Here is a 22248-nt window from a genome sequence, read left to right on the forward strand (position 1 = left end):
CAGATATTGGCGGACAGTGAACGCGAACAGTGCCGAGGTCATCGCGGTAGCTGCCAATGCAGCGGCCACGCGCAGCACAGTCAACATGCCAAACGAATCGGTGGCCGTGACGGCGACGTTCTCGGCGGCGAAGACAAGCGACGCGGTCGTGAACAGTCTTCGCCGAGCCACGTCCGCGAGAACGACTGCCGCGACCGGTGCTGCGATGGCGACTGTGACGGAGAAAACGGTGACCAGTTATCCAACCTGACCCTCGGTTACCCCGAGGTCAGCGGCGAGTTCGGGGCGGGGTCCCGGCGAACACGTTGTCGTACGTGTAGACCACGAACACTGCGGCGAGCAGCGTGATCAACCATGCAGGCATGCGCGTCACCCGTGGCGCGCACTCGCGAGCAGCATCCGCAGGTGTGCCCGCAGGACGGCTCGCAAGCGTTCAACACTCAGGCCACCGTGCGGGGTCACGGTATCCAGGGTCAGCCCGCCGGTCACGGCGGTGAGCTGTGCCGCGGCGAGGTCAGCATCCGGCACGTCGAGGGAGACGAGTGCGTCGCGGAAGACGGCGGCAAGGTCGGCTGCCATGCGCTCGGACATCACGCGGAACACCGGCATCGTTCGGGAGGCCATGATTAGTTCGACTACCACGATCGCCTCGTCACGACGTGGTTCGTCGACCGGCAGGACTGTCTCGACTACGGATTGCAGGGCGTCGAGCGCCGCCTCACCTGTGAGTTCGCGCAGTCCCTCGAGGGGATGGGCGGCGAGACGGTGACCCATCCGAGCGCCCGCTTCCTCCGCTGCGGCGGTGAGCAGGTCGTGGTGGCCGTCGAAGTAGTGTCGCACCGAGCCGATGTTCAGGCCGGACTCGTCGGCGACCTTCCGCAGCGAGACACCCTCGATGCCTTCGGCTACCACGAGGCGGCATGCCGCCTCGATCACCTGCTGACGACGCTGCTCCGGGTCGATCCGTGCGGGCATGACTCCTAGTTCCTCTCCCTGGCGACGCGGACCTCGTCCCACACGGGCTCGGTGCTTTCGTAGATGTCCCCGTCGGCTCCGAAGATGAGGAAACGATCGAAGTCGCGTGCGAACCAACGATCATGAGTCACTGCAAGAACCGTGCCCTCGAACGCTTCAAGGGCGTGCTGGAGGGCCTCGGCGGAGACGAAGTCGAGGTTGTCGGTCGGCTCATCCAGCAACAGCATCGTCGCTCCGCCGAGTTCCAGCAGCAGCACCTGGAACCGCGCCTGCTGACCGCCCGAAAGCGAGCCGAAGTGTTGCTCTGCGGACTTCGCCAGTTCGTAGCGAGCAAGCACCCGCGAGGCGTCCTCTCGCGGAAGACCGGTGCGGTGCTCATCACCTCGATGCAGGATGTCCAGCAGTGCGCGGCCGGCGAGGTCGGGACGATTGCGATTCTGGGCGAACCATCCCGGGCGTACTCTCGCACCGAGCCGAGCTGCACCTTGATGCGGCACGGGTTCGATACTCGCATCGGTCACGGGCTCCTGGTCTGGTGCAGGGTCGGTGCCCCCGGCCGCGAGCAGGCGCAGGAAGTGCGACTTACCCGACCCGTTCGAGCCGAGCACCGCGATCCGATCACCGAAGTACGCCTCGAAATCGAACGCACGCATCAAACCCGTCAGCTCCAGCGCCTCGCAGCTCATCACCCGCTTGCCGGTCCGCCCACCACGCAGCCGCATCTGAAGGCGCTGCTCGCGAGGCTGCTCCTGCGGGGGCCCGGCCTCCTCAAACCGCGCCAGCCTGGTCTGCGCCGCCCGATACCGGGAAGCCATGTCGGAGTTGTAAGCAGCCTTCTGCTTGTACATGAGCATGAGCGAACGCAGCTTCGCACGCTCTTCGTCCCAGCGGCGGCGTAGCTCGTCCAAACGCTCGAACCGTTGCTCCCGAGCTCGGTGATAGGTGTCGAACCCGCCCGGATGCGTCCAGGCAGTGTTGCCCGCTGCGCCCAGCTCCAGTGTCACGATCGAGGTCGCCGTACGTGCCAGCAACTCACGGTCGTGGCTCACGTACAGCACACCCTTGCCCGTCGCGCGCAACTGATCTTCCAACCAGCGTTTTCCCGGCACGTCCAGGGAATTGTCCGGTTCATCCAGCAGCAACAGCTCGTCTGGCCCGCGCAGCAGCGCCTCCAACGCAAGCCGCTTCTGCTCACCACCCGACAGCGTGGACAATGACCGATCGCGACACCGCTCGAACGGCACCCCGAGGGCGGCGACAGTGCAGACGTCCCACAAGACTTCGGCATCATAGCCGCCCACCTCGCCCCATGTGGCGACCGCCGACGCGAACGCCATCTGCGACTGGGCGGTACCTCGTTCGTTCATCACGGCCTCGGCGCGTGCCAGCCGCACGGCAGCATCGCGGACCACCGGCTGCGCGACCGACAGCAACAGTTCACTGACTGTGGCATGACCCCCTAATTTCGGTCCACGAGTTATGAGAGTCGCACTAGCGCCCGACGCTCCGGGCAGGAAAACTGGTGTGACCATGACAAGCAAGAGAAGACGCCATACCCCGGAACAGATCATCCGGAAGCTCCAAGACGCTGAGAAGCTCCAGGCAGAAGGCCACGACGTCGCCGCCACCGCCCGCGAACTGGGAGTCACCGAGGCCACCTACTACCGGTGGAAGAACCAATACGGCGGGCTCAAAGCCGAAGACGCCAAACGGCTGAAGGAACTTCAGAAGCAAAACGACCGGCTCAAGAAGCTCCTGGCCGAGGCGGAGCTGGAGAAGGCCGCGCTGAAGGAGCTGGCGGAGGGAAACTTCTAAGCCCGGACCGGCGCCGAGCAGCTGCGCGACACCTGATGGCCACCATGGGCATCAGTGAACGCAGAGCCACCGCGCTGGCCGGGCTTGCCCGATCCGCCTTCCGCCGGGCACTGAAGTCTGAGAACGCTGGTGATCCTGATGCTGGGCTGCGGGCCTGGCTACGGGCTTATGCAAAGGACCACCCGCGCTGGGGCTACCGGCGGGCCTATCATGATGCCCGAGCCGAGGGCTGGGCGGTCAACCATAAGAAGGTCCAGCGGCTCTGGCGTGAAGAGGGCCTGCGGGTTCCGGTGAGACGTCGACGCAAACGCGTGGGGTCCTCCACCGCGGAAGCCCCGCAGGCGGACGCGCCGAATGTGGTGTGGGCGGTGGACTTCCAATTCGACGCCGATGAGACGGGCCGGGCGATCAAGATCGCCTCGATCGTCGATGAGCACACTCGCGAATGCCTGGGCGGGATCGTGGCCCGCAGCATCACCGGTGATGACCTCACCGCCCACCTCGACGCTATCGCCGCTGACCGGGGGCTTCCAGAGGTCCTACGGTGTGACAACGGCCCGGAGCTGATCTGCCACGCGATGGCCGACTGGGCCGGGGAGGTCACGGGGATCCACTACATCCCGCCGGGTGCGCCGTGGCGCAATGGGTACGTGGAGTCCTTCAACAGCAGGATCCGGGATGAGTGCCTGAACATCACCAGCTTCTGGTCTTTGACCCATGCTCGGGTGATCATCACGGATTGGAAGAAGGAATACAACACCATCCGGCGCCACTCAGCGCTCGGGTACCGCAGCCCGGCTGAGTATGCTGAAATCTGTACCCATTGAAGAAACCGCGGCCCGCATAACGCGTGGACCTACTTCCGGGGGCAACCCAACTGTCGCGCCCGAGATGAACTGATGCATCACACCCAAGCTGCCGTTACGAGCCACCGCGCCGAAGTCCGGTGAGAGTGCGCCAGTGACAATCCGCAGCAGCGTGCTCTTCCCGGCGCCGTTCGCGCCGATGATGGCTACCCGCTCACCCGCACCCAGCCTGAGTGAGACGTCACGCAGCAACGGCCGACCATCTGCCAGCGTGTACGCCACCGAAGCGACATCAAGATGAACCATGATTCAAAAATATCACACGTGTGATAAATAGATGTCTATGCTGACAACGCAGGTGCCTCGCCGTCCAACACCTCGCTTGGCAGGCCCAGCATCAGCTCGAGGACACGCCAGCTAGTTGTACTGACCGGACACGTTGATCGAAGGACTGTCGCTAGTTGCAGTTAGTCGACGATTGCAGGAGTGTTAGTATTCGCGTCAAGGCCTGAGTCTCGCCGGTCGTACTCGCAACCTTGTTGATGCCAGTCTTGGTCGCGACCGGGGCAAGCGGCCATTGACGTACTGTGCGGTCACGCTGCGATAAGGACCATCTCCCACAGCTGTGAACACTTCAGGAGGGTGGTCATCACGCAATTCCGCGCAGATACCCCTCGAGGATTGGCGCGTCTGAAGCGTCGGTTTGCGTGACGGCGCGGCGCATCAGCAGCGCGTCGGCCAGTGCGAGAAGCTCGATCGCTCGCACAGGGGCGTTGCGGATCTCTGCCCGCTGCAAGATCGAGCACGTCTCGTCGAACATTGCTTGGCGGACGTCCGATCGCTGCGCCAGCCGCTCGCGAATAGGATCGAGCGGATCGAGCTCGAGCAGTAGCGCGTACCGGGCACGCATGTCGTCGCTCCGCGCCCAGAGTGAATCCATCAGTTCGCTGATGGCGTGAGCCAGCACCTCTACATCGAGCGAGGAGCCGCCGGGGAACTGATCGCGCAGCGTGCGGACCCCGTTCTCCGCGTCGGCGATGGACCGCGCAGTGAGCTCGTCGACGATGAGCTCGAGGAGTGCGTGCCGAGTCCGTGCGTAGTACGACGTTCCACCCTCGGCGATCCCAGCGGCCCCGTCGACTGCCCGGTGCGTGAGGGCGCGAAGACCCTGACTCGCGATGATGCGCACCCCGGCATCGGCGATGAGTTGCCGCCGCGGAGAGTCGGAAGCGATTGGGAAGGGCACACTCGCACCATACAGGTGTAGAGTCGTCGATGACCTATACATCTGTAGAGGAGGGTTTGATGCGAGTAGCAGTGGTGGGCTCCGGGATCGGTGGCCTGTGCACCGCGATCGGGCTGCAACGGGCGGGCGCGGATGTCGTGGTGTTCGAGAGGGCACGCGACCTCCGCCCCGGTGGTTCGGGACTGTCTCTCTTCGGCAACGCTGTACACGCTCTGGACTCCCTCGGCCTCGGTGATGGCATCCGTTCGATCACTGACGCGAAAGCGCGGTCATTCCGCGGCGGGCAGCGCAGGCCGGACGGCTCGTGGCTGTCGGTGTATCCGATGGACGCGCTGACGGAGCTGAGGGTGGTTGACCGCGCGGCGCTACACGGGCTGCTGACGTCGTCCCTTGCACCGTGCACGCTGGTTGCAGGGCGTCGTGTCGTGTCAGCCTCCGAGGAGGGCACGGTGCGTCATGCCGCCGCTGATGGGTCCGAAAAGGTCGATCGGTTCGACTTGGTGATCGCGGCCGACGGGCTGCGCAGCACTATTCGGGGTCAGTGGCCCGAGGATCCCGGCATCGTCTACGCGGGGTACTCGACGTGGCGAGGCATCACGGAACGCCCGGTAGACTTGGGTGGGGAAGCGGGGGAGACGTGGGGTGTCGGAAGACGCTTCGGAGTCGCGCCGCTCAAAGACGGGCGTGTGTACTGGTTCGCCGTCGCGTCCGTGCCCGAGCCGAGCCGGTCTCGCGCGGAGACGCCGCTCGACCGCACCTTCGACACCTGGCACGCGCCGATCGCGGACCTCGTGGCTTCCACGTCCGTCGATCGCGTTCAGTTTCTGCCCATCGAGGAGCTTGGCGGCCGGTTGCGGACCTACGTGCGAGACCGCATCGTGCTCCTGGGCGACGCCGCTCACGCGATGACGCCGAACCTCGGACAGGGCGGAGGCCAGGCCATGGAGGACGCCGCGACCCTCGTCGCACTGTTGACCCCATTGGCAGCCGCCGAGCGTCCGCACCCGGAAACGCTGACGCGCGCGCTGGGCAGGTACGACGCGCTGCGCAGACCCCGTAGTCAAAGGATCGCGCGACAGTCCCATTTGGTCGGCAAGCTTGCGCATTCCGGCGGGCCCATAACGAGTCGAGTCAGGAACGCGATCCTTGCGGTTACGCCCCCGGCTGCACTTCGTCGACAGCTCACCTGGCTACAGTCCTGGACACCGCCCGGGGCGTGAGCCATGGGTAGGCGTCCGAGCCCGCTGGACTTGACCCGACCCCAGGAGCCTAAGCGCGCACTTACCGGAACCTGCACTCCCACCCGGGATCAGGAATGTCTTCTCAACTGGGCGCTGCTGCCCGCGCTCCATTGGGCGACCCGCGCCTGGGCTGCACCCCAGGACGACGATCGGGCGCATCGAGCCAGCCCCCGCCAGGCCGCGTACGCCAGCGAGAAGGTGTCTCGACCGGTAACCAAGCGGCGCAGCCAGATTGCGGGTCCTCACGGGGACTTGTAGACGCGCACTGAAGTAACCATCTACGAGGTGCTGATGTGGACCCGCACCTAAATCCCACACCACCCCGGCCGCCTGAGAGGCCACGAGGTCTTCCTGGGCGACCACTCCCAGGAAGACACATAAATGCCTCATAGCAACGCAGCTCTCACACCCCGGCATCGGTTGAAGGTCGCCCGTCTCGTCGTCGAGGAGAGGTGGCCGATCAGCGAGGTCGCCGCCCGGTTCCAGGTGTCTTGGCCGACGGTGAAACGGTGGGTCGACCGCTATCTCGCGGGCGAATCAATGGAAGACCGGTCGTCACGCCCCCAGACGTCCCCCAATAAGACGTCCAGGGCAGTGACGAAGCGGTGCATCAGCCTGCGAATGCGGCTGCGAGAAGGGCCCGTTCAGCTCGCAGCCCGGCTCGGCATCGCACCGTCGACAGTCCACCGCATTCTGTGTAGCGCCCGGCTCCATCGGCTCTCGTACATCGACCGCGCGACCAGTGAACCAATCCGACGCTACGAGCACTCCCACCCTGGCTCGTTGGTGCACGTGGACGTCAAGAAGATTGGAAACATCCCCGACGGCGGCGGCTGGCGCTACGTCGGCCGCCGACAAGGCGAGAAGAACCGTGCCGCCACGCCGGGGAAGCCACGTAACCAGTATGGCGGCCCGATTCTCGGCTACGCGTTCGTGCACACGGTCATCGACGACCACTCCCGCGTTGCGTACACAGAGGTCCACGACGACGAGACCGCCATCACCGCCGTCGCCGTCCTGCACCGCGCCGTCGACTGGTTCGCCGGCCGCGGCGTCTCCATCGAGCGCCTGCTGTCGGACAATGGCGGCGCGTACCGATCACACCTGTGGCGCGACACCTGCGAGGCCCTGTCGATCACGCCGAAGCGGACGCGCCCGTACCGGCCGCAGACCAACGGCAAGGTAGAGCGCTTCCATCGGACTATGGCAGACGGGTGGGCCTACGCCCGCTGCTATACCAGCGAGCAGGAACGCCGCGACGCCCTCGCCGGTTGGCTCCACCAGTACAACCAGCACCGCCCACACACAGCGTGCGGCAACCAGCCGCCCTTCTCACGATTGATCAACGTCCCCGGTCAGTACAGCTAGGGATGGACGGACCGGTGATAGATGCATCGCAACAGCCATACCCGGACATTACTCACGCGTGATTCGGGACGTCTATCGGACAGATAGCAACGTCATCGTTGACCAGTACTCAACGTTTTCGGGAGCTTACTCCGAGGCGGCCTGCGCGTCGAGCGCCTCTGCCATGGCTGTGACTATGGGGCCGCCTTCTGCTCCGGCTCGGGTGGCGAGGATCAGCTGCCGGGCCGGTGCTGGATCGCCATCTAGTGGCATCCTGATTGCGCCGGTGTTCGGCAGCGGGGCGAAGCGTGAGGTGAGACTCACTGCCCCGGTTGCTTGGACCAGCATTCCGACGGTGGACCATTCCCGGGCGTAATGAACCGTTGATGGGGTGAAGCCTGCTGATTGGCAGGCGGTGAGCACTTCATGATGTCCGGCCTGCCCTGGGGCAGGGATAATCCACGACTCTTCGGCGAGATCCCTCAGCGCAAGAGTCGATTTGTCTGCAAGCCGGTGGCATGAAGGCAGCAGAGCGTCAATGGGTTCTCTGGCCAACTCGCGCTGATCGAAGCGGGGGTCGTTGCGATGCGGCACTCCTTCTTCGACGGCGGCTAGGCAAATATCGGCCTCTGTCGTGATCAGCCGGTGGAAGCTCTGCGGGGGCTGGTCTTCGATGATCCGCAACTCAACTCCTGGGTGCTCATCTTCTAGAGATCGGAGGGCCGGGGCTACCAGGGACGTCACCGCAGAGGGGTGAGCGACTACGGTGACCAGCCCACTTAGACCTTCAGCGGCCACAAGCGCGGTACGGGTTTCTTCCCATCTGTGGTGGGTGGCATCGGCGTAGTCCACCAGGGTTCGGCCTGCCGGGGTGAGCTTCACCCGGCGGCCTTCAGGTTCAAGCAGCTCCACGCCGAGTTCTTTGGCCAGTTCTTGCAGCTGACGGGAGACCCCTGAGGGGCTGCGGTACAGAGCATGGGCAGCAGCGGTAACCGTGCCGACGTGAGCGACCATGCGCAAAAGTTCCACCCTGCGATCCAACATGCACTCAAAGTACATGGTCATTGTGCATAAGTGGAACTAGACCTCAACGCTTGGGTGCAGGGAGGATGGCCAGACCTGATAGAAGAGGCCAGCGAGATGAGAAAAAGGGGGGGGTGCCGTGGGTGAGCTCTTAGGGGTGTTCGCTGCGATCATGTTCGGCACCTCTCACTTTTTCAATGGGGTGCTCTCTCGTCGTATCCCCGCGATGAGTGTTGCCGTCTACTCACAAGCAGGCGGCGCAATGTTCTTCTTGGGGTGGGCGCTGAGCATCTTCTGGACCCAGGGAGAACTGGAGCCGATGGGTGACCAGGACTTTGGATGGGCGGTGCTCTCCGGGATTGGTGCAGGAATAGGAGTCGCAGCCCTTTATGAGGGAATGCGCAAGCACAGCATCTCCCTGGTGGTCCCAGTGACCAGCATCGTCTCAGTCGCGGTCCCCTTTATTCTCTCCATCACCGTCCTGGGGGAACCGTTGCAACTGCATACCGCCGCAGCAGGAGTGATGTTGCTACCGGTGATCTGGCTGCTCAGCCGACCCAGCAAGCAGACATCACATCCGAATGCCTCTGTCCGGGAGTCACGGAGGGATCTCTTCGCAGTCTCCTACGGCCTCATTGCCGGGGCCGGGTACGCCACCCAGCTTTTCGCCCTGAGCCAGATCACCTCCAGCACGCCAGCAGAGCCACTGCTGACAGGACAGCTGGTCAGCCTCCTGCCCCTGCTGACCCTGGCATGGCTGCGAAACAGCACCCTGCAACCGAAGAAAGCGACCCTCCAAGCCGCCACCGTCGGACTCGCCGCAGCACTGGCCATGGCCTTCTACCTCTACGCCACCCGGCACGCCCTGCTGGGACCGGTGATGATCGCTATCGCCCTCTACCCGGCTATACCTGTCTTGCTGGCTCTTCTGGTGCTCAAAGAACGTCTCAGCCGAGCCCAAGCCCTCGGACTAGGCGTCGCCGCCATAGTCGTGCCAATCGTCAGCCTGGCGAACTAGCAACCAGCCATGACATTGGTAGCTACCCAGGAAGCGCTCTCGACAGGAGTCAGCGAAGTGTTCAGAAATGTTACATATAAGTTCATATCCTCAATCGGATCAGTGAGCGCCCCTTTAGGGTGGGGTGCCGTAAGCGCAGTCACAAGAGGAGCGAGGTGACACCCGTGAGTCAAGACACACGACTGGACAGGTACGAAGCTTTCATCCGGGAACAGTATCTGCCTGGCCTCGGGAAGTTTGATGAGTACTCACTTGAAAGCGTGAGTCCCACACTCATCTCCAAGTTTCGCGGGGCTGATGCAGGGATAGGTGACATCTGATGTTTAGCACCGCTGGTGCTGGGCAGGAGAGGATGTCCCTATGGCAGGAAAGTACCCGGAGGAGTTCCGGGAGGATGTTGTCGCGGTCGCGAAGAACCGCGAGGCCGGTGTGAGCCTGAAGCAGATCGCTGCTGATTTCGGGATCAGCTACGCGACCCTGACGAACTGGATGCGCCAGGACGCCACCGATGCCGGTGAACGCGAAGGCCGCACCAGTGATCAGAAGGACGAGCTGCGTGAGCTGCGCCGGCGTAACCGGCTGTTAGAGCAGGAGAACCTGGTGCTGCGCCGGGCCGCAGCGTATCTCTCGCAGGCGAATCTGCCGTCAAAAGGCTCTACCCGCTCGTAGGCGATCTCGCCGCCACCGATGGTGTCCCTGTGGCGGTGACGTGCCGGGTATTGAAGATCGCTCGCCAGCCCTACTACCGGTGGCTGGCCAACCCCGTGACGGATCAAGAGTGGGACGAGGCCCACCGACTGAACGCGCTGGTCGATGCTCACCGGGAGGATCCTGAGTTCGGATACCGCTACCTCGCCGATGAGGCCGAAGAAGCCGGATATCGGATGGCCGCCAGGACCGCCTGGCGGCTGTGCAACGCCCAGGGCGTGGCTTCGGTGATCAGCCGCAAGCGGCGGGGCAAAGGCACCCGCCCGGGCCCACCGGTCCATGACGACCGGGTGCAGCGGAACTTCCATGCTGATGCCCCGAACCAGGTCTGGCTGACCGATATCACCGAGCACCACACTTCTGAGGGCAAGCTGTATCTGTGCGCGATCAAGGATGTCTGCTCACGCCGGATCGTCGGTTACGCGATTGACTCGCGGATGAAGTCCTCACTGGCGGTGCGGGCGATCAACAACGCGGTGGTCCGCCGCGGGGCCGCCAATGTGGCCGGATGCGTACTTCACTCGGACCGAGGGTCGCAAGCCGTATTCAACTGGTCGTCGCAACACCTTGATCGTGGAGGTGTGCAATGGGAAGACCATCAGCATGGGTGCGGCAGTTCACAGGCCGTTCAGCAATGAAGTCGCCGGGGGCTCCGTCTCATCGTCAGGAGGTCGAACGAGAGTTCTGGAAGCACATCGCCACCGGGATCACCTCTGAGAAGGCAGCAGAGGCCACTGGTGTGTCTCAAGCCGTTGGTGCTCGATGGTTCCGCAATCGTGGTGGTATGCCGCTGTTTATGTCCTCGAAGGTCTCTTCTCGGTACCTTTCCTTCCAAGAGCGTGAGGAGATCGCTCTGCTGCGAGCCCAAGAAATCGGTGTTCGCGAAATAGCCCGTCGTCTAGGACGGAGTCCTTCTACGATTTCACGAGAGTTACGGCGTAACGCGGCCACCCGAGGCGGGAAGTTGGACTATCGAGCCTCAGTTGCTCAATGGAAGTCGGAGGTCTTCGCTCAGCGGCCCAAGACTGCAAAGCTGGTGAGTAATCCCAGGTTGGGGGCCTACGTTCAGGACCGACTGGCGGGAAAAGTCACCGCTGCTGACGGACAGGTGATTGATGGGCCTGATGAGGCTGTGTGGAAGGGTAGAAATAAGCCTCATCGCGGGGATCGCCGATGGGTGAAAGGCTGGAGTCCTGAGCAGATCTCCCATCGGCTGAAGGTTGACTTCCCTGAGGATGAGTCCATGCGGATCTCGCACGAAGCTATCTACCAGGCTCTCTACATTCAGGGCCGTGGTGCTCTGAAGCGTGAATTGGTGACCTGCTTGCGCACCGGCCGCGCCCTTCGGGTCCCGCGTGCCCGAGCGCAGGCGAAATCATGGGCCCATGTCGATGAAAAGGTCATGATCAGCCAACGGCCCGCCGAGGTCGAAGACCGAGCCGTGCCAGGCCATTGGGAAGGTGACCTGATCATTGGACTCAATCGCTCGGCAGTCGGCACGCTGGTCGAGCGCACCACACGGTTCACCATGCTTGTCCATCTGCCTCGCGAACAAGGCTACGGTACCCTCCCACGGAAGAAGAACGGTCCTCCTTTAGCCGGGTACGGGGCAGTGACCATGAAAAACGCGTTGTCGAAGACTGTTGCGGAACTGCCCGAGCATCTGCGGAAGTCACTCACCTGGGATCGAGGCAAAGAGCTCTCAGCTCATTCTCAGTTCACCGTCGAATCTGGAGTACCAGTCTATTTCGCAGACCCACGTAGCCCCTGGCAACGCGGCACGAACGAGAACACCAATGGGCTGCTACGGCAATACTTCCCCAAAGGCACCGATCTCTCACGATGGGGCGCTGAAGAAGTCGCAGCCATCGCTCACACCCTCAACACCAGGCCGCGAAAGACCCTGGGATGGAGAACCCCAGCTGAAGCGTTCGAAGATTATCTAGAATCAGTACAACAACCGAGTGTTGCTACCACCGATTGAATTCACCCAATTTCGAGCGAAGAAAGTCACCCGAGTGTTGGAGCAGCACGGGCTGATCGGCTCTATGGGCCGAGTCGGTGCTGCCGGGGATAACGCAGCGATGGAGTCCTTCTACTCACTGCTGCAGAACAATGTCCTGGACCGTGAGGTCTGGGCGACCCGTCAGCAGCTGCGGATGAAGATCGTCACCTGGATCGAGAAGACCTATCACCGAAGGAGGAAGCAGCAGGAGCTGGGGCGGATGACCCTGGGTTGCCCCCGGAAGTAGGTCCACGCGTTATGCGGGCCGCGGTTTCTTCAATGGGTACAGATTTCAGCATACTCAGCCGGGCTGCGGTACCCGAGCGCTGAGTGGCGCCGGATGGTGTTGTATTCCTTCTTCCAATCCGTGATGATCACCCGAGCATGGGTCAAAGACCAGAAGCTGGTGATGTTCAGGCACTCATCCCGGATCCTGCTGTTGAAGGACTCCACGTACCCATTGCGCCACGGCGCACCCGGCGGGATGTAGTGGATCCCCGTGACCTCCCCGGCCCAGTCGGCCATCGCGTGGCAGATCAGCTCCGGGCCGTTGTCACACCGTAGGACCTCTGGAAGCCCCCGGTCAGCGGCGATAGCGTCGAGGTGGGCGGTGAGGTCATCACCGGTGATGCTGCGGGCCACGATCCCGCCCAGGCATTCGCGAGTGTGCTCATCGACGATCGAGGCGATCTTGATCGCCCGGCCCGTCTCATCGGCGTCGAATTGGAAGTCCACCGCCCACACCACATTCGGCGCGTCCGCCTGCGGGGCTTCCGCGGTGGAGGACCCCACGCGTTTGCGTCGACGTCTCACCGGAACCCGCAGGCCCTCTTCACGCCAGAGCCGCTGGACCTTCTTATGGTTGACCGCCCAGCCCTCGGCTCGGGCATCATGATAGGCCCGCCGGTAGCCCCAGCGCGGGTGGTCCTTTGCATAAGCCCGTAGCCAGGCCCGCAGCCCAGCATCAGGATCACCAGCGTTCTCAGACTTCAGTGCCCGGCGGAAGGCGGATCGGGCAAGCCCGGCCAGCGCGGTGGCTCTGCGTTCACTGATGCCCATGGTGGCCATCAGGTGTCGCGCAGCTGCTCGGCGCCGGTCCGGGCTTAGAAGTTTCCCTCCGCCAGCTCCTTCAGCGCGGCCTTCTCCAGCTCCGCCTCGGCCAGGAGCTTCTTGAGCCGGTCGTTTTGCTTCTGAAGTTCCTTCAGCCGTTTGGCGTCTTCGGCTTTGAGCCCGCCGTATTGGTTCTTCCACCGGTAGTAGGTGGCCTCGGTGACTCCCAGTTCGCGGGCGGTGGCGGCGACGTCGTGGCCTTCTGCCTGGAGCTTCTCAGCGTCTTGGAGCTTCCGGATGATCTGTTCCGGGGTATGGCGTCTTCTCTTGCTTGTCATGGTCACACCAGTTTTCCTGCCCGGAGCGTCGGGCGCTAGTGCGACTCTCATAACTCGTGGACCGAAATTAGGGGGTCATGCCAACCCCAGTACAGTTTGAAGCCCACCTACTGGAACAAGCCGTCGCCCTGGCGGCCTAAGAGCGAACTGTCACCTGTTCCTGCATCAGCCCCGTGGTCATAGTTCAATCCTCCTTGAACGGATAGGACGGAACTGTCGCGCGTCAGACTTAGTGGCAGGGCCGTTATGTAGGTCCTGAAGGAGAGTCAGTCATGGGTAGACCACCCTCGATTCCGGCGGAGAAGAAGACCCGGATAGTGCTGAGCGTGCTGGCCGGCGAGATGTCCATCGCCGAAGCGGCACGCAAGGAGAAAGTCAGTGAGCAGTCCATCGGACGGTGGAAGGCCGAGTTCCTGGAAGCCGGCAAGACCGCCCTGGTGGCCGGCAGGTCCGGACCATCCTCCCGAGAGGAACAGCTGGAGGCCGAGGTCGCCGAGCTGACCCAGGCCTTGGGCGAGGCACACCTGGAAGCCAGGGTGTGGAAGAAGTCCGCGGAGGGCCGGCTGGGCCCTTCGAGGACCTCGAGGTGATCCGCGTGGAAGCGGGCATGTCGACCGCGAGGTTCTGCCAGCTCTTCGACATGCCCGAGCGGACCTGGCGCCGCTGGCAGGCCAAGGCCCGCACCGGGACGGCGGTGAAGGGACCGTGGCCGCAACCGGGACGGCAGGCTGCCAGGGAACTGGTGGTCAAGCACGCGCTGGCCCATCCGGCGTGGGGGCATCGGAAGATCTGGGCAATGGTCCGCCACGACGGGCATGTGGTTTCCGAGGCGACCGTGCTGCGAATCCTGCGCGACGAGGGGCTGATTCTGCCCGCGCAGTACCAACGGGAGCGACGGAAGCTGGCCGAGCGGCGCAAGGCCGCGTTCGCCACCGAGCCCTCAGGCCCGAACCAAGTCTGGCAGCTGGACTTCAGCGAGTTCGAGACCACCACCGGAGGGACCTGGCGGCTGGCCGGGTGCCGGGACTACTGGTCCAAGTACGAGCACCCCTTCCACGTTTCGCCCACCGGGAACCAGCACGACGCGATCGACGCGATCGAGTTGGCCCTGGCCGACTACGAGGCCATGTTCGGTCACCCGCTGGTCGAGGCCTGCCCGGTCGATCCCGAGACCGGTGAGCTGTTGCCCGTGGTGACCATCGTGACGGACAACGGCGGGCCGTTCCGGTCCTTCCGCTTCGAGTCCTTCATCGCCGCCCACCCCGAGCTACACCACGTGCGCACCCGAGTGAAGACCCCGGGGCAGAACGGGTCCCGTGAACGCGGCTTCGGCACGCTGAAGTACGAACGGCTCTACCTGGACGAGATCGACGACGCGATCGTGCTCGCCGAGCGGGCCGAGGACTACCGGATCGAGTACAACGAGCTCCGGCCCCACGAGGCCATCTCATGGAACCGGCCCAAGGAGGTGCACCTGGGCCTGGCCGACCCCACCACCCCGACATTCAAAACCAAGGAAATCCTGCCAACTACTTGACGCGGGACAGAACAACACCCAGTACGGTTCAGACAGTGAGGCTATGATGCCGGTCTCATGCTCTACGATCCACCGGAGTTACGGCCGAGTCGCACGGTGAAGACCCAGTGGAGGGTTTGGCAGCACCGTGTCACTGTGAGACCGAGGTGCCAGTGGCTGGCCAGTGTCTGGAGACTGCGGGTGGCGATCTTCATTTCTACAGCTCCCTCATTAGGACTTCACCAGGCGGGCGATCGCCGCGGAGGCCTCGCGGAGTTTCTGCTCGGCATCGACGGTGTCGGTTTCGATGGCGTTGGTGACGCAGTGTTTGAGGTGGTCATCGAGCAGCCCGAGTGCGACGTTGTTCAGCGCGGAGGTGATCGCACTGATCTGAGTGAGGATGTCGACGCAGTATTTGTCCTCATCGATCATGCGGTGGATGCCCCGGGTCTGGCCCTCAACGCGCTTGAGCCGGGCGAGGTAGCGGTTCTTGTCGCTGATGTAGCCGTGGCCGGTCGCCGCCTCTTCAACGGTGGGTGCGGTGGTGGTCATGGTGTGTCCTTATCGTTCAGAGCGGTCGAGGATTCTGTCGGTGCTCGCTTCGGGGGTGAGGTCGAGGCGGCGCAGCAGCTGAGCATTCAACGCCACGACGACGGTGGAGACCGACATGAGGATCGCGCCGATGCTCATGGGCAGTACGAACCCGACCGGCGCCAACACGCCGGCGGCCAGCGGTACGGCGGCCAGGTTGTAGCCGGCGGCCCACCACAGGTTCTGCTTCATCTTCCGGTAGCTGGCACGGGAGAGCTCGAACACCGAGAGCACCGAGCGCGGATCAGAGGAGGCGAGGATCACGCCAGCGGAGCCAATGGCCACATCGGTGCCGGCGCCGATGGCGATACCGACATCGGCTTGGGCCAGGGCGGGGGCGTCGTTGACACCATCTCCGACCATCGCGACCTTGCGACCCTCGTCCTGGAGCTCGGCGACCTTGGCTGATTTGTCTTCCGGGCGGACGCCTGCGAAGACCCGGTCAATACCCAGGTCTTTGGCGACGGTTTCTGCCACGGCTTGGGCGTCTCCGGTGATCATGACCACCTGCACCCCGCGGGCGTGGAGGGCATCGACAGCGTCGCGGGACTCGGGCCGGATTTCATCGGCCAGGCGCAGCGCTCCGATGACTTCTCCGTCGGCGAGGACGTGGAGGATGATCGCTCCTTCCTCGCGCCAGGTGTCAGCCACCGGCAACTCGTCTCGATTCTGCTGTTCGAGCAGATACGGACCACCGACCTCGACGACCGTTCCATCGACGGTGGCTTTGACCCCGACGGCCGGTGAGGAGGAGAAGTCCGAGGCCCTGGGCACCCGGAGCTCCTTGTTGCTGGCGGCACCGACAATCGCTCGGGCCAGTGGGTGCTCACTGTCTGCCTCGGCGGCTGCGGCCAGCGCCAGCACCTCATCCTCATTGCGGTCTCCGACCGGCTCGATACCGGTGACGGTGGGCTCGCCCTTGGTCAGTGTGCCGGTCTTGTCGAAGAGCACCGAGTCGACGGTGCGCATCGACTCCAGGGCGAGCCGGTCCTTGACCAGTACACCGCCGCGGGCGGCGCGTTCGGTGGCGATGGAGACGACCAGTGGGATCGCCAGGCCGAGTGCGTGGGGGCAGGCGATGACCAGCACGGTGATGGTGCGCACCACCGCGGCATCGGGCATCCCGAGCAGTGCCCAGGTGATCGCGGTGATCACCGCGGCGCCCAGGGCGAACCAGAACAGCCAGGCGGCGGCAGTATCGGCGAGCCTCTGCGCGCGGGACGATGACGCCTGGGCATCGGAGACGAGCTTCTGGATGCCTGCTAGGGCGGTGTCATCCCCGATCGCGGTGACCTCGACGCGTACTCCGGAGTCGGTGGCCACGGTGCCGGCAACAACGTGGTCGCCGGTCTCGCGGCGCACGGGCTTGGACTCCCCGGTGACCATGGACTCATCCATCGATGCACTGCCGTCGACGATCTTCCCGTCGGCCGGTACTGAGGAGCCGGGACGCACGATCACGACGTCTCCGACGGTGAGGTCGGCCGGGGCGACTTTCACCACGTCGTCGCCGTCGACCTTCTCGGCCTCATCGGGCAGCAGGGCGGCAAGGGAGTCCAGCGCTGAGGTGGTCTGGGCCAGCGATCGCATCTCGATCCAGTGGCCCAGCAGCATGATGACCACCAGCAGTGCGAGCTCCCACCAGAAGTTCAGCTCGTGGTCCAGGATATGCAGGGTCGCGCCCCAGGAGGCGATGAACGCGACCGTGATCGCCAAGCCGATCAGCAGCATCATGCCCGGTTTGCGCGAGCGGATCTCGCTGACCGCACCGGTCAGGAACGGCCAGCCGCCCCAGAAGTAGACGATGGTGCCCAAGATCGGGGAGACCCACCACACCCATTCGGCCTCGGGCAGGTGGTAGCCGACCAGGTGGGCGAACATCTCATTGAACCCCACCACCGGGATCGCCAGGACGAGCATGATCCAGAACAACCGGCGAAACTGCCCCACATGATCCCCATGACCCGCGTGCCCGCCATGCCCGCCGTGTCCAGCGTGTCCGGCGTGGCCACTGTGGTCGTCATGACCGCCGTGGTGCTCATGACCGTTGTGGCCGTGGTGGTCGTCATGACTGCTGTGTCCATGCTGACCGTGATGACCGTGGCCATGATGCTCAGACCGGTCGTCGTGCATCGTGTGCTCACCACCATGGTCGTGGTGGTGGCCACTGTGTGTGTTGTTCATGCCGGTCTCATTTCTCCTGTTCGGTTCGACCCGTACTCGCCTCCGTGGTTCAGCGGTGGGTTCAGCTCGTGGGTTCGATCTCGCTTTCAACGACCCACTTGTGATTGGTCATGGTCATGCCGTCGGCCTCGTAATCAACGACGTAGACGGTCTCGTCGGTGGAGGAGGCGATCGTCGCAGTGACGCCTGCCATGCCCTCCATGTGATCGGCCAGCAGCACCACATCGGCGCCGTCAGCGAGACGCTCGTCACCGGCGTCCTCGATTTCCTCCTGCACGACCCACTGATGATCGGTGACAGGTTCGCCGCCCTCGGGGGTGTAGTCGACGGAATAGGTGAAGGTGTCGTAGGCGCCGACGATGGTCGCTGTCGCGCCGTCCATGCCGTGCATGTGATCTGCGGTCAGCGTCACCTCTGAGCCGACTGGGTATTCGGGGTCGGTGGCCTCGGTCATGTTCTCGGGCACCGGTCCGCCGTCAGTCGGGTGTTCCATATCGTCGTGACCTCCGTGGTCGTCGTGCTCGGTTGAGGGGGCGGGGTCGGCCGGGTCGTCATTGTCGCTCGAGGCGCACCCGGCCAGCACCAGTGCCGCGGTCAGTGCGGTGGCTGACCAGGTCAGTGTCAGGTTCTTCGTCATGCGCGCTGGTCCTTCCCTTATGTGCTCGTTCCGCGATCATGTGGGCCTGGGATCTTGCCGGTGGTGGATTCCGCGCTTGCCTGGCAGAACCTGCTGTGGCAAGCGCGGAATCCGGTGTCCCTGTGCGGTTCAGGCCGCGTTGGCGTACCGGTCGGGGTCGGCGTCGAAGAGTGGGCCGCAGGCCGCGCAGCAGAACCAGTACCGCTCACCGTTGTAGTCGCGGTACAGCCCCTCGGCTTCGGCCTGGGACTTGATCACCGGGGTGCCGGCCATGACCAGGCACTCGGTGACATCGTCGCTGTTCGCCTTTGCGAGGTCCTCGGTCTTGGGGGCGTGGCCGCTGCAGCCGCCAGAGGCGCTGCCGTGGCCGTGGCCGTGATTGTGGTGGTCGTGTGCAGTCATCGTGGATGGTGTCCTTTCCTTGTTGGTGATGACAGGTCGGGTTTTCAGGCCCTTGCGGGTTCGCCTGCCGAGGCAGGTGTACTGCCTGCCGGGACGCTCTGGTTGTCGGCTTTGGCCTTGAACCTGCGTAGCCGGAGGCTGTTGGAGACCACCGAGACGCTGGAGAAGGCCATGGCCGCTCCGGCCAGCATCGGATTCAGCAGCCCGAAGGCCGCGATCGGGATGGCCGCGCTGTTGTAGCCGAAGGCCCAGAACAGGTTCTGCTTGATCGTGCGCAGCGTGCGCCTGGCTAGCCGGATCGCGTCCGCGGCCGCCCGCAGGTCACCGCGGACCAGGGTGATATCGGCGGCCTCGATGGCGACATCGGTGCCGGTGCCCATAGCGAGGCCGAGGTCGGCCTGGGCCAGGGCGGGGGCGTCGTTGACGCCGTCACCGACCATGGCCACGACCTTGCCCTCGCCTTGGAGGCGGGCGACGACGTCGACCTTGTCCTTGGGCAGCACCTCGGCGATGACCTCGGTGATGCCGACGGCGGCGGCGACTTGCTCGGCCACGGTCTGGTTGTCCCCGGTCAGCAGCACCGGAGTCAGCCCGAGCTCCTTGAACTGGCTGATCGCCTCCGCACTGGTGGGCTTGATCTGGTCCGAGACCACCAGCACACCTCGTGCCTGCCCGTCCCAGCCGACGGTGATCGCGGTCTTGCCCTCGGACTCTGCGGCCTGCTTGGCGGCCTTGAGTTCATCGTCGAGGTGGATCGACCAATCAGCCAGCAGCGCCTCCCGGCCCGCGACCACGGCGTGACCGTCGACAACGCCTTGTACGCCCTTGCCTTCGATGTTGTCGAAGGATTCCGGGGCGGGCAGTTCACCGACCTGTGCGGTGGCTCCGGCGGCGATGGCCTGGGCGATGGGGTGTTCGGAGTAGTCCTCGAGGCCGCCGGCGATGCGCAGCAGTTCATCACGGCTCACGCCTGGGGCGGGCAGCGCATCGGTGAGGGTCATTTTGCCGGTGGTGACGGTGCCGGTCTTATCCAGCACGATCGTGTCGACCTTCTTCGTGGACTCCAGCACCTCGGGGCCTTTGATGAGCACGCCCATCTGGGCGCCCCGCCCGGTGCCGACCAGCAGCGCGGTCGGTGCGGCCAGGCCCATGGCGCACGGGCAGGCGATGATCAGCACCGCCACGGTCGCGGTGAACGCGGCACTGACCGGGAAGCCGGCCATGAGCCAGGCGCCCAGGGCGGCGACCGCCACAGCGATCGCGATCGGGACGAACACGCCCGAGACCCGATCGACCAGACGCTGGATCTCGGCCTTACCGGACTGGGCGTCTTCGACCATCTTCGCCATCTGCGCCAGCTGAGTATCCGAGCCGACCCGGCTGGCCTTCACGACCAGGCGACCACCGGCATTGACCGTGGCTCCGGCGACGGTGTCACCCTCGGAGACCTCGACGGGCACTGATTCGCCGGTGAGCATCGAGGCATCGATCGCTGAGCTGCCGGAGGTGATCACCCCGTCGGTGGCGATCTTCTCACCCGGTCGGACCACGAACTCGTCGCCGACGTTGAGTTCCTCGATGGGAACCCTTTGCTCAGTGCCGTTTCGCAGGATGGAGACTTCCTTGGCGCCGAGTTCCAGCAGGGCGCGCAGGGCGGCTCCGGCTTGGCGCTTGGAGGTCTTCTCGAAGTAGCGGCCCAGCAGCACGAAGGTGATCACCCCGGCGGCGACCTCCAGGTAGATATGCCCCAGTCCGTCAGTGCGTGAGATGGTCAGCTCGAAGGGGTGGACCACCCCGCGGTCTCCGGCGGTGCCGAAGAACAGTGCGACCAGTGACCAGATCAGTGCGGCACTGGTGCCCACCGAGATCAGGGTGTCCATCGTGGCCGCGCCGTGTTTGAAGTTCGCCCAGGCGGCCTTGTGGAAGGGCCAGCCGGCCCACACCACCACCGGGGCGGCCAGGGCAAGGGAGGCGAAGCCCCAGAAGTCGAACTGCAGCGCCGGGATCATCGCCATCAGAATCACCGGCACCGCCAACACTGCTGCACCGATCAGCCGCTGTTTGAGCACCCTGATCTCGGCATCCTCACGCGACTCGCCCTCATCAGCCGTGCTGGGCTTTTCGCCCTTGGGGCTGGGCAGTTCGGCAGTGTAGCCGGTCTTCTCCACCTCAGCGATGAGCAGGCCCGGGTCGTAGCCTTCGGGGGCGGTGACGCTGGCCTTCTCGGTGGCGTAGTTCACCGACGCCTCGACGCCGTCGAGTTTGTTGAGCTTCTTCTCGATCCGGTTGGCACAGGAGGCGCAGGTCATGCCACCGATCTGCAGCTCAACACCGGCGAGATTCACGCTAGCGTCTTGTGCGCTGGTGCTCTCAGTGGTCATGGTTCTCTCCTTCATCGTTGCCGTCCTGACCCTCGCCAGAGCCAGCGCTGCTGGTGGTGTCGATGACCAGCGGGGCGGTGTGCACCTGCCCGTCGACCTGGAAGTCCAGGTAGAGCAGGTAGCGCCCTGGCGTGGGTGCGGTGGCCTCGAAGGCGATCTCCGGGCCGGAGGTCTCACCGGCTGCGGGTGCGTCACCGTGTGGGTGGACGTGCAGGTAGGCCAGGTCCCCTTCGCGCAGGGCGACCAGGTGCCCGAACGACCCCAGGTAAGGCTCCAGCTCAGTGACTGGTTCGCCCTCGCGGGTGACGGTCATCGTCAGCTCGGATGCTTCACCGGCGATGAGGTCGCCTTCCACTGCGACGTCGAACCCGTTGACTGTGCTCTGGGCAGCAGGCTCGGCCGGAACCGGCTCGTAGTCACCTGTGACCTGCACCGTGGTCGACAGGGTCAGGCCCTCGCCGGTATCGGCGGGCACGAAGTCTGCGAAGACCCGGTAGGTGCCGGCCTCTTCCCACCGCCAGGGGATGGACCACGTGCCGTCCTCGTCCCGCTCGGGGTGGACGTGGGCGAAGTGCTGCCCGTCCGCGCGGACGGCGATCAGGTGCATCTCCTGTTCGTGGTCGAGCTCGAAGTCGGTCACCGGGTTCCCGTCGGGGCCGGTCACCGTGAACGTCAGCTCGCCCTCGCCGGCTGTGCTGGTGGGGGCACTCACCTCGCTGAGCTGGAAGCCATCTTGGGCCAGGCCGAGGCCCAGTGAGGCCGCATCGGCCTCATGGCCGCCGTGCCCATCAGCCTGCCCGCCATTCATCTCGTCTTCTCCTCCGTGGTGGGTGGTGTCTTCGGTCTCTTCTGTCCAGGCCTGCACGGTGTCCTCGGGGACGACCGCGTTCGCCGTGAATCCGGCCACGGCGAACACGGCCACGAGGATCAGCCCGTACAGGCCCAGCCGTGCAGGGGCCCTCATG

Annotated in this window: 20 protein-coding genes and 2 pseudogenes; 10 read left to right on the forward strand and 12 right to left on the reverse strand. The window is 64.5% G+C overall.

Annotated elements, in window-relative coordinates:
• Positions 1-369 precede the first annotated feature (369 nt).
• Both JOF45_RS03515 and JOF45_RS03520 read right to left on the reverse strand, forming a co-directional pair.
• Positions 370-975 (reverse strand): TetR/AcrR family transcriptional regulator, encoded by a 606-nt coding sequence (locus JOF45_RS03515; protein ID WP_210047963.1) that lies wholly within the window; start codon positions 973-975, stop codon positions 370-372.
• A gap of 5 nt (positions 976-980) precedes the next feature.
• Positions 981-2426, reverse strand: a pseudogene (locus JOF45_RS03520) (ATP-binding cassette domain-containing protein); the annotation flags it as partial.
• Between the two features lie 79 nt (positions 2427-2505).
• On the opposite strand from JOF45_RS03520, the gene JOF45_RS03525 reads away from it, so the two are divergent.
• Positions 2506-3617 (forward strand): IS3 family transposase gene (locus JOF45_RS03525; RefSeq protein ID WP_210051256.1). Its coding sequence is split into 2 segments (ribosomal slippage): positions 2506-2776 and positions 2776-3617, totalling 1113 coding nucleotides; the frame shifts between segments, so codons are not numbered across the junction.
• Here JOF45_RS03525 and JOF45_RS03530 read toward each other — a convergent pair.
• Together JOF45_RS03530 and JOF45_RS03535 are read right to left on the reverse strand one after the other, a co-directional pair.
• Positions 3564-3902 carry an ATP-binding cassette domain-containing protein gene (locus JOF45_RS03530; protein WP_210047965.1) on the reverse strand — a complete coding sequence of 113 codons (339 nt, stop codon included), beginning with the start codon at positions 3900-3902 and terminating at the stop codon, positions 3564-3566. The two genes, JOF45_RS03525 and JOF45_RS03530, sit on opposite strands and share 54 nt — an antisense overlap.
• A 343-nt stretch (positions 3903-4245) precedes the next feature.
• Positions 4246-4842 (reverse strand): TetR/AcrR family transcriptional regulator, encoded by a 597-nt coding sequence (locus JOF45_RS03535; protein WP_210047966.1) that lies wholly within the window; start codon positions 4840-4842, stop codon positions 4246-4248.
• Positions 4843-4901: 59 nt separating this feature from the next.
• Between JOF45_RS03535 and JOF45_RS03540 the strand changes: the two genes are divergently transcribed.
• Together JOF45_RS03540 and JOF45_RS03545 are read left to right on the forward strand one after the other, a co-directional pair.
• The gene (locus JOF45_RS03540) at positions 4902-6062 is read left to right on the forward strand and encodes an FAD-dependent monooxygenase (protein ID WP_210047967.1); all 1161 of its coding nucleotides are present in this window, start codon (positions 4902-4904) and stop codon (positions 6060-6062) included.
• Positions 6063-6464: 402 nt separating this feature from the next.
• A complete protein-coding gene (locus JOF45_RS03545) occupies positions 6465-7451 on the forward strand; it encodes an IS481 family transposase (protein ID WP_210047969.1) in 987 nt (328 codons plus the stop codon).
• A gap of 126 nt (positions 7452-7577) precedes the next feature.
• On the opposite strand, the gene JOF45_RS03550 is transcribed toward JOF45_RS03545, so the two are convergent.
• Positions 7578-8495, reverse strand: a complete 918-nt coding sequence (locus JOF45_RS03550) for a LysR substrate-binding domain-containing protein (RefSeq protein WP_210047971.1) — start codon at positions 8493-8495, stop codon at positions 7578-7580.
• A gap of 97 nt (positions 8496-8592) precedes the next feature.
• Here JOF45_RS03550 and JOF45_RS03555 point away from each other — a divergent pair, with 97 nt between their 5' ends.
• The 5 genes and pseudogenes from JOF45_RS03555 to JOF45_RS03575 all read left to right on the forward strand — a co-directional run.
• The gene (locus JOF45_RS03555) at positions 8593-9471 is read left to right on the forward strand and encodes an EamA family transporter (RefSeq protein ID WP_210047972.1); all 879 of its coding nucleotides are present in this window, start codon (positions 8593-8595) and stop codon (positions 9469-9471) included.
• Positions 9472-9831: 360 nt separating this feature from the next.
• Positions 9832-10140: a transposase gene (locus JOF45_RS03560; protein WP_210047974.1), complete on the forward strand. Its 309-nt coding sequence runs from the start codon at positions 9832-9834 to the stop codon at positions 10138-10140.
• A 29-nt stretch (positions 10141-10169) separates the two neighbouring features.
• Entirely contained in the window at positions 10170-10817 is a 648-nt protein-coding gene (locus JOF45_RS03565; protein ID WP_210047976.1) for a DDE-type integrase/transposase/recombinase, read from the forward strand.
• The gene (locus JOF45_RS03570) at positions 10766-12163 is read left to right on the forward strand and encodes an IS30 family transposase (protein ID WP_210047978.1); all 1398 of its coding nucleotides are present in this window, start codon (positions 10766-10768) and stop codon (positions 12161-12163) included. The genes JOF45_RS03565 and JOF45_RS03570 overlap by 52 nt, the downstream gene beginning before the upstream one ends.
• 4 nt (positions 12164-12167) lie before the next feature.
• Positions 12168-12431 (forward strand): annotated as a pseudogene (locus JOF45_RS03575) (integrase core domain-containing protein); the annotation flags it as partial.
• 29 nt (positions 12432-12460) lie between these two features.
• Here the strand turns inward: JOF45_RS03575 and JOF45_RS03580 are convergent.
• Positions 12461-13572 (reverse strand): IS3 family transposase gene (locus JOF45_RS03580; RefSeq protein ID WP_210051256.1). Its coding sequence is split into 2 segments (ribosomal slippage): positions 12461-13302 and positions 13302-13572, totalling 1113 coding nucleotides; the frame shifts between segments, so codons are not numbered across the junction.
• A 272-nt stretch (positions 13573-13844) separates the two neighbouring features.
• Here JOF45_RS03580 and JOF45_RS03585 point away from each other — a divergent pair.
• Both JOF45_RS03585 and JOF45_RS03590 read left to right on the forward strand, forming a co-directional pair.
• Entirely contained in the window at positions 13845-14162 is a 318-nt protein-coding gene (locus JOF45_RS03585; protein ID WP_010080477.1) for a transposase, read from the forward strand.
• Between the two features lie 17 nt (positions 14163-14179).
• Positions 14180-15109: an IS3 family transposase gene (locus JOF45_RS03590; RefSeq protein ID WP_152744531.1), complete on the forward strand. Its 930-nt coding sequence runs from the start codon at positions 14180-14182 to the stop codon at positions 15107-15109.
• 210 nt (positions 15110-15319) lie between these two features.
• On the opposite strand, the gene JOF45_RS03595 is transcribed toward JOF45_RS03590, so the two are convergent.
• The 6 genes from JOF45_RS03595 to JOF45_RS03620 form a co-directional block, all read right to left on the reverse strand.
• Positions 15320-15640, reverse strand: a complete 321-nt coding sequence (locus JOF45_RS03595; RefSeq protein WP_210047979.1) for a metal-sensitive transcriptional regulator — start codon at positions 15638-15640, stop codon at positions 15320-15322.
• A gap of 9 nt (positions 15641-15649) precedes the next feature.
• The gene (locus tag JOF45_RS03600) at positions 15650-17863 is read right to left on the reverse strand and encodes a heavy metal translocating P-type ATPase (RefSeq protein WP_245324118.1); all 2214 of its coding nucleotides are present in this window, start codon (positions 17861-17863) and stop codon (positions 15650-15652) included.
• Between the two features lie 61 nt (positions 17864-17924).
• Positions 17925-18500, reverse strand: a complete 576-nt coding sequence (locus JOF45_RS03605; protein WP_210047980.1) for a YdhK family protein — start codon at positions 18498-18500, stop codon at positions 17925-17927.
• A gap of 129 nt (positions 18501-18629) precedes the next feature.
• Entirely contained in the window at positions 18630-18902 is a 273-nt protein-coding gene (locus JOF45_RS03610; protein ID WP_210047981.1) for a YHS domain-containing protein, read from the reverse strand.
• A 44-nt stretch (positions 18903-18946) separates the two neighbouring features.
• A complete protein-coding gene (locus JOF45_RS03615; protein WP_210047982.1) occupies positions 18947-21283 on the reverse strand; it encodes a heavy metal translocating P-type ATPase in 2337 nt (778 codons plus the stop codon).
• Positions 21273-22247 (reverse strand): heavy-metal-associated domain-containing protein, encoded by a 975-nt coding sequence (locus tag JOF45_RS03620; protein WP_210047983.1) that lies wholly within the window; start codon positions 22245-22247, stop codon positions 21273-21275. The genes JOF45_RS03615 and JOF45_RS03620 overlap by 11 nt, the downstream gene beginning before the upstream one ends.
• Position 22248: the final 1 nt, after the last annotated feature.

The sequence above is a fragment of the Nesterenkonia lacusekhoensis genome, assembly GCF_017876395.1.
Classification (GTDB): Bacteria; Actinomycetota; Actinomycetes; order Actinomycetales; family Micrococcaceae; genus Nesterenkonia; species Nesterenkonia lacusekhoensis.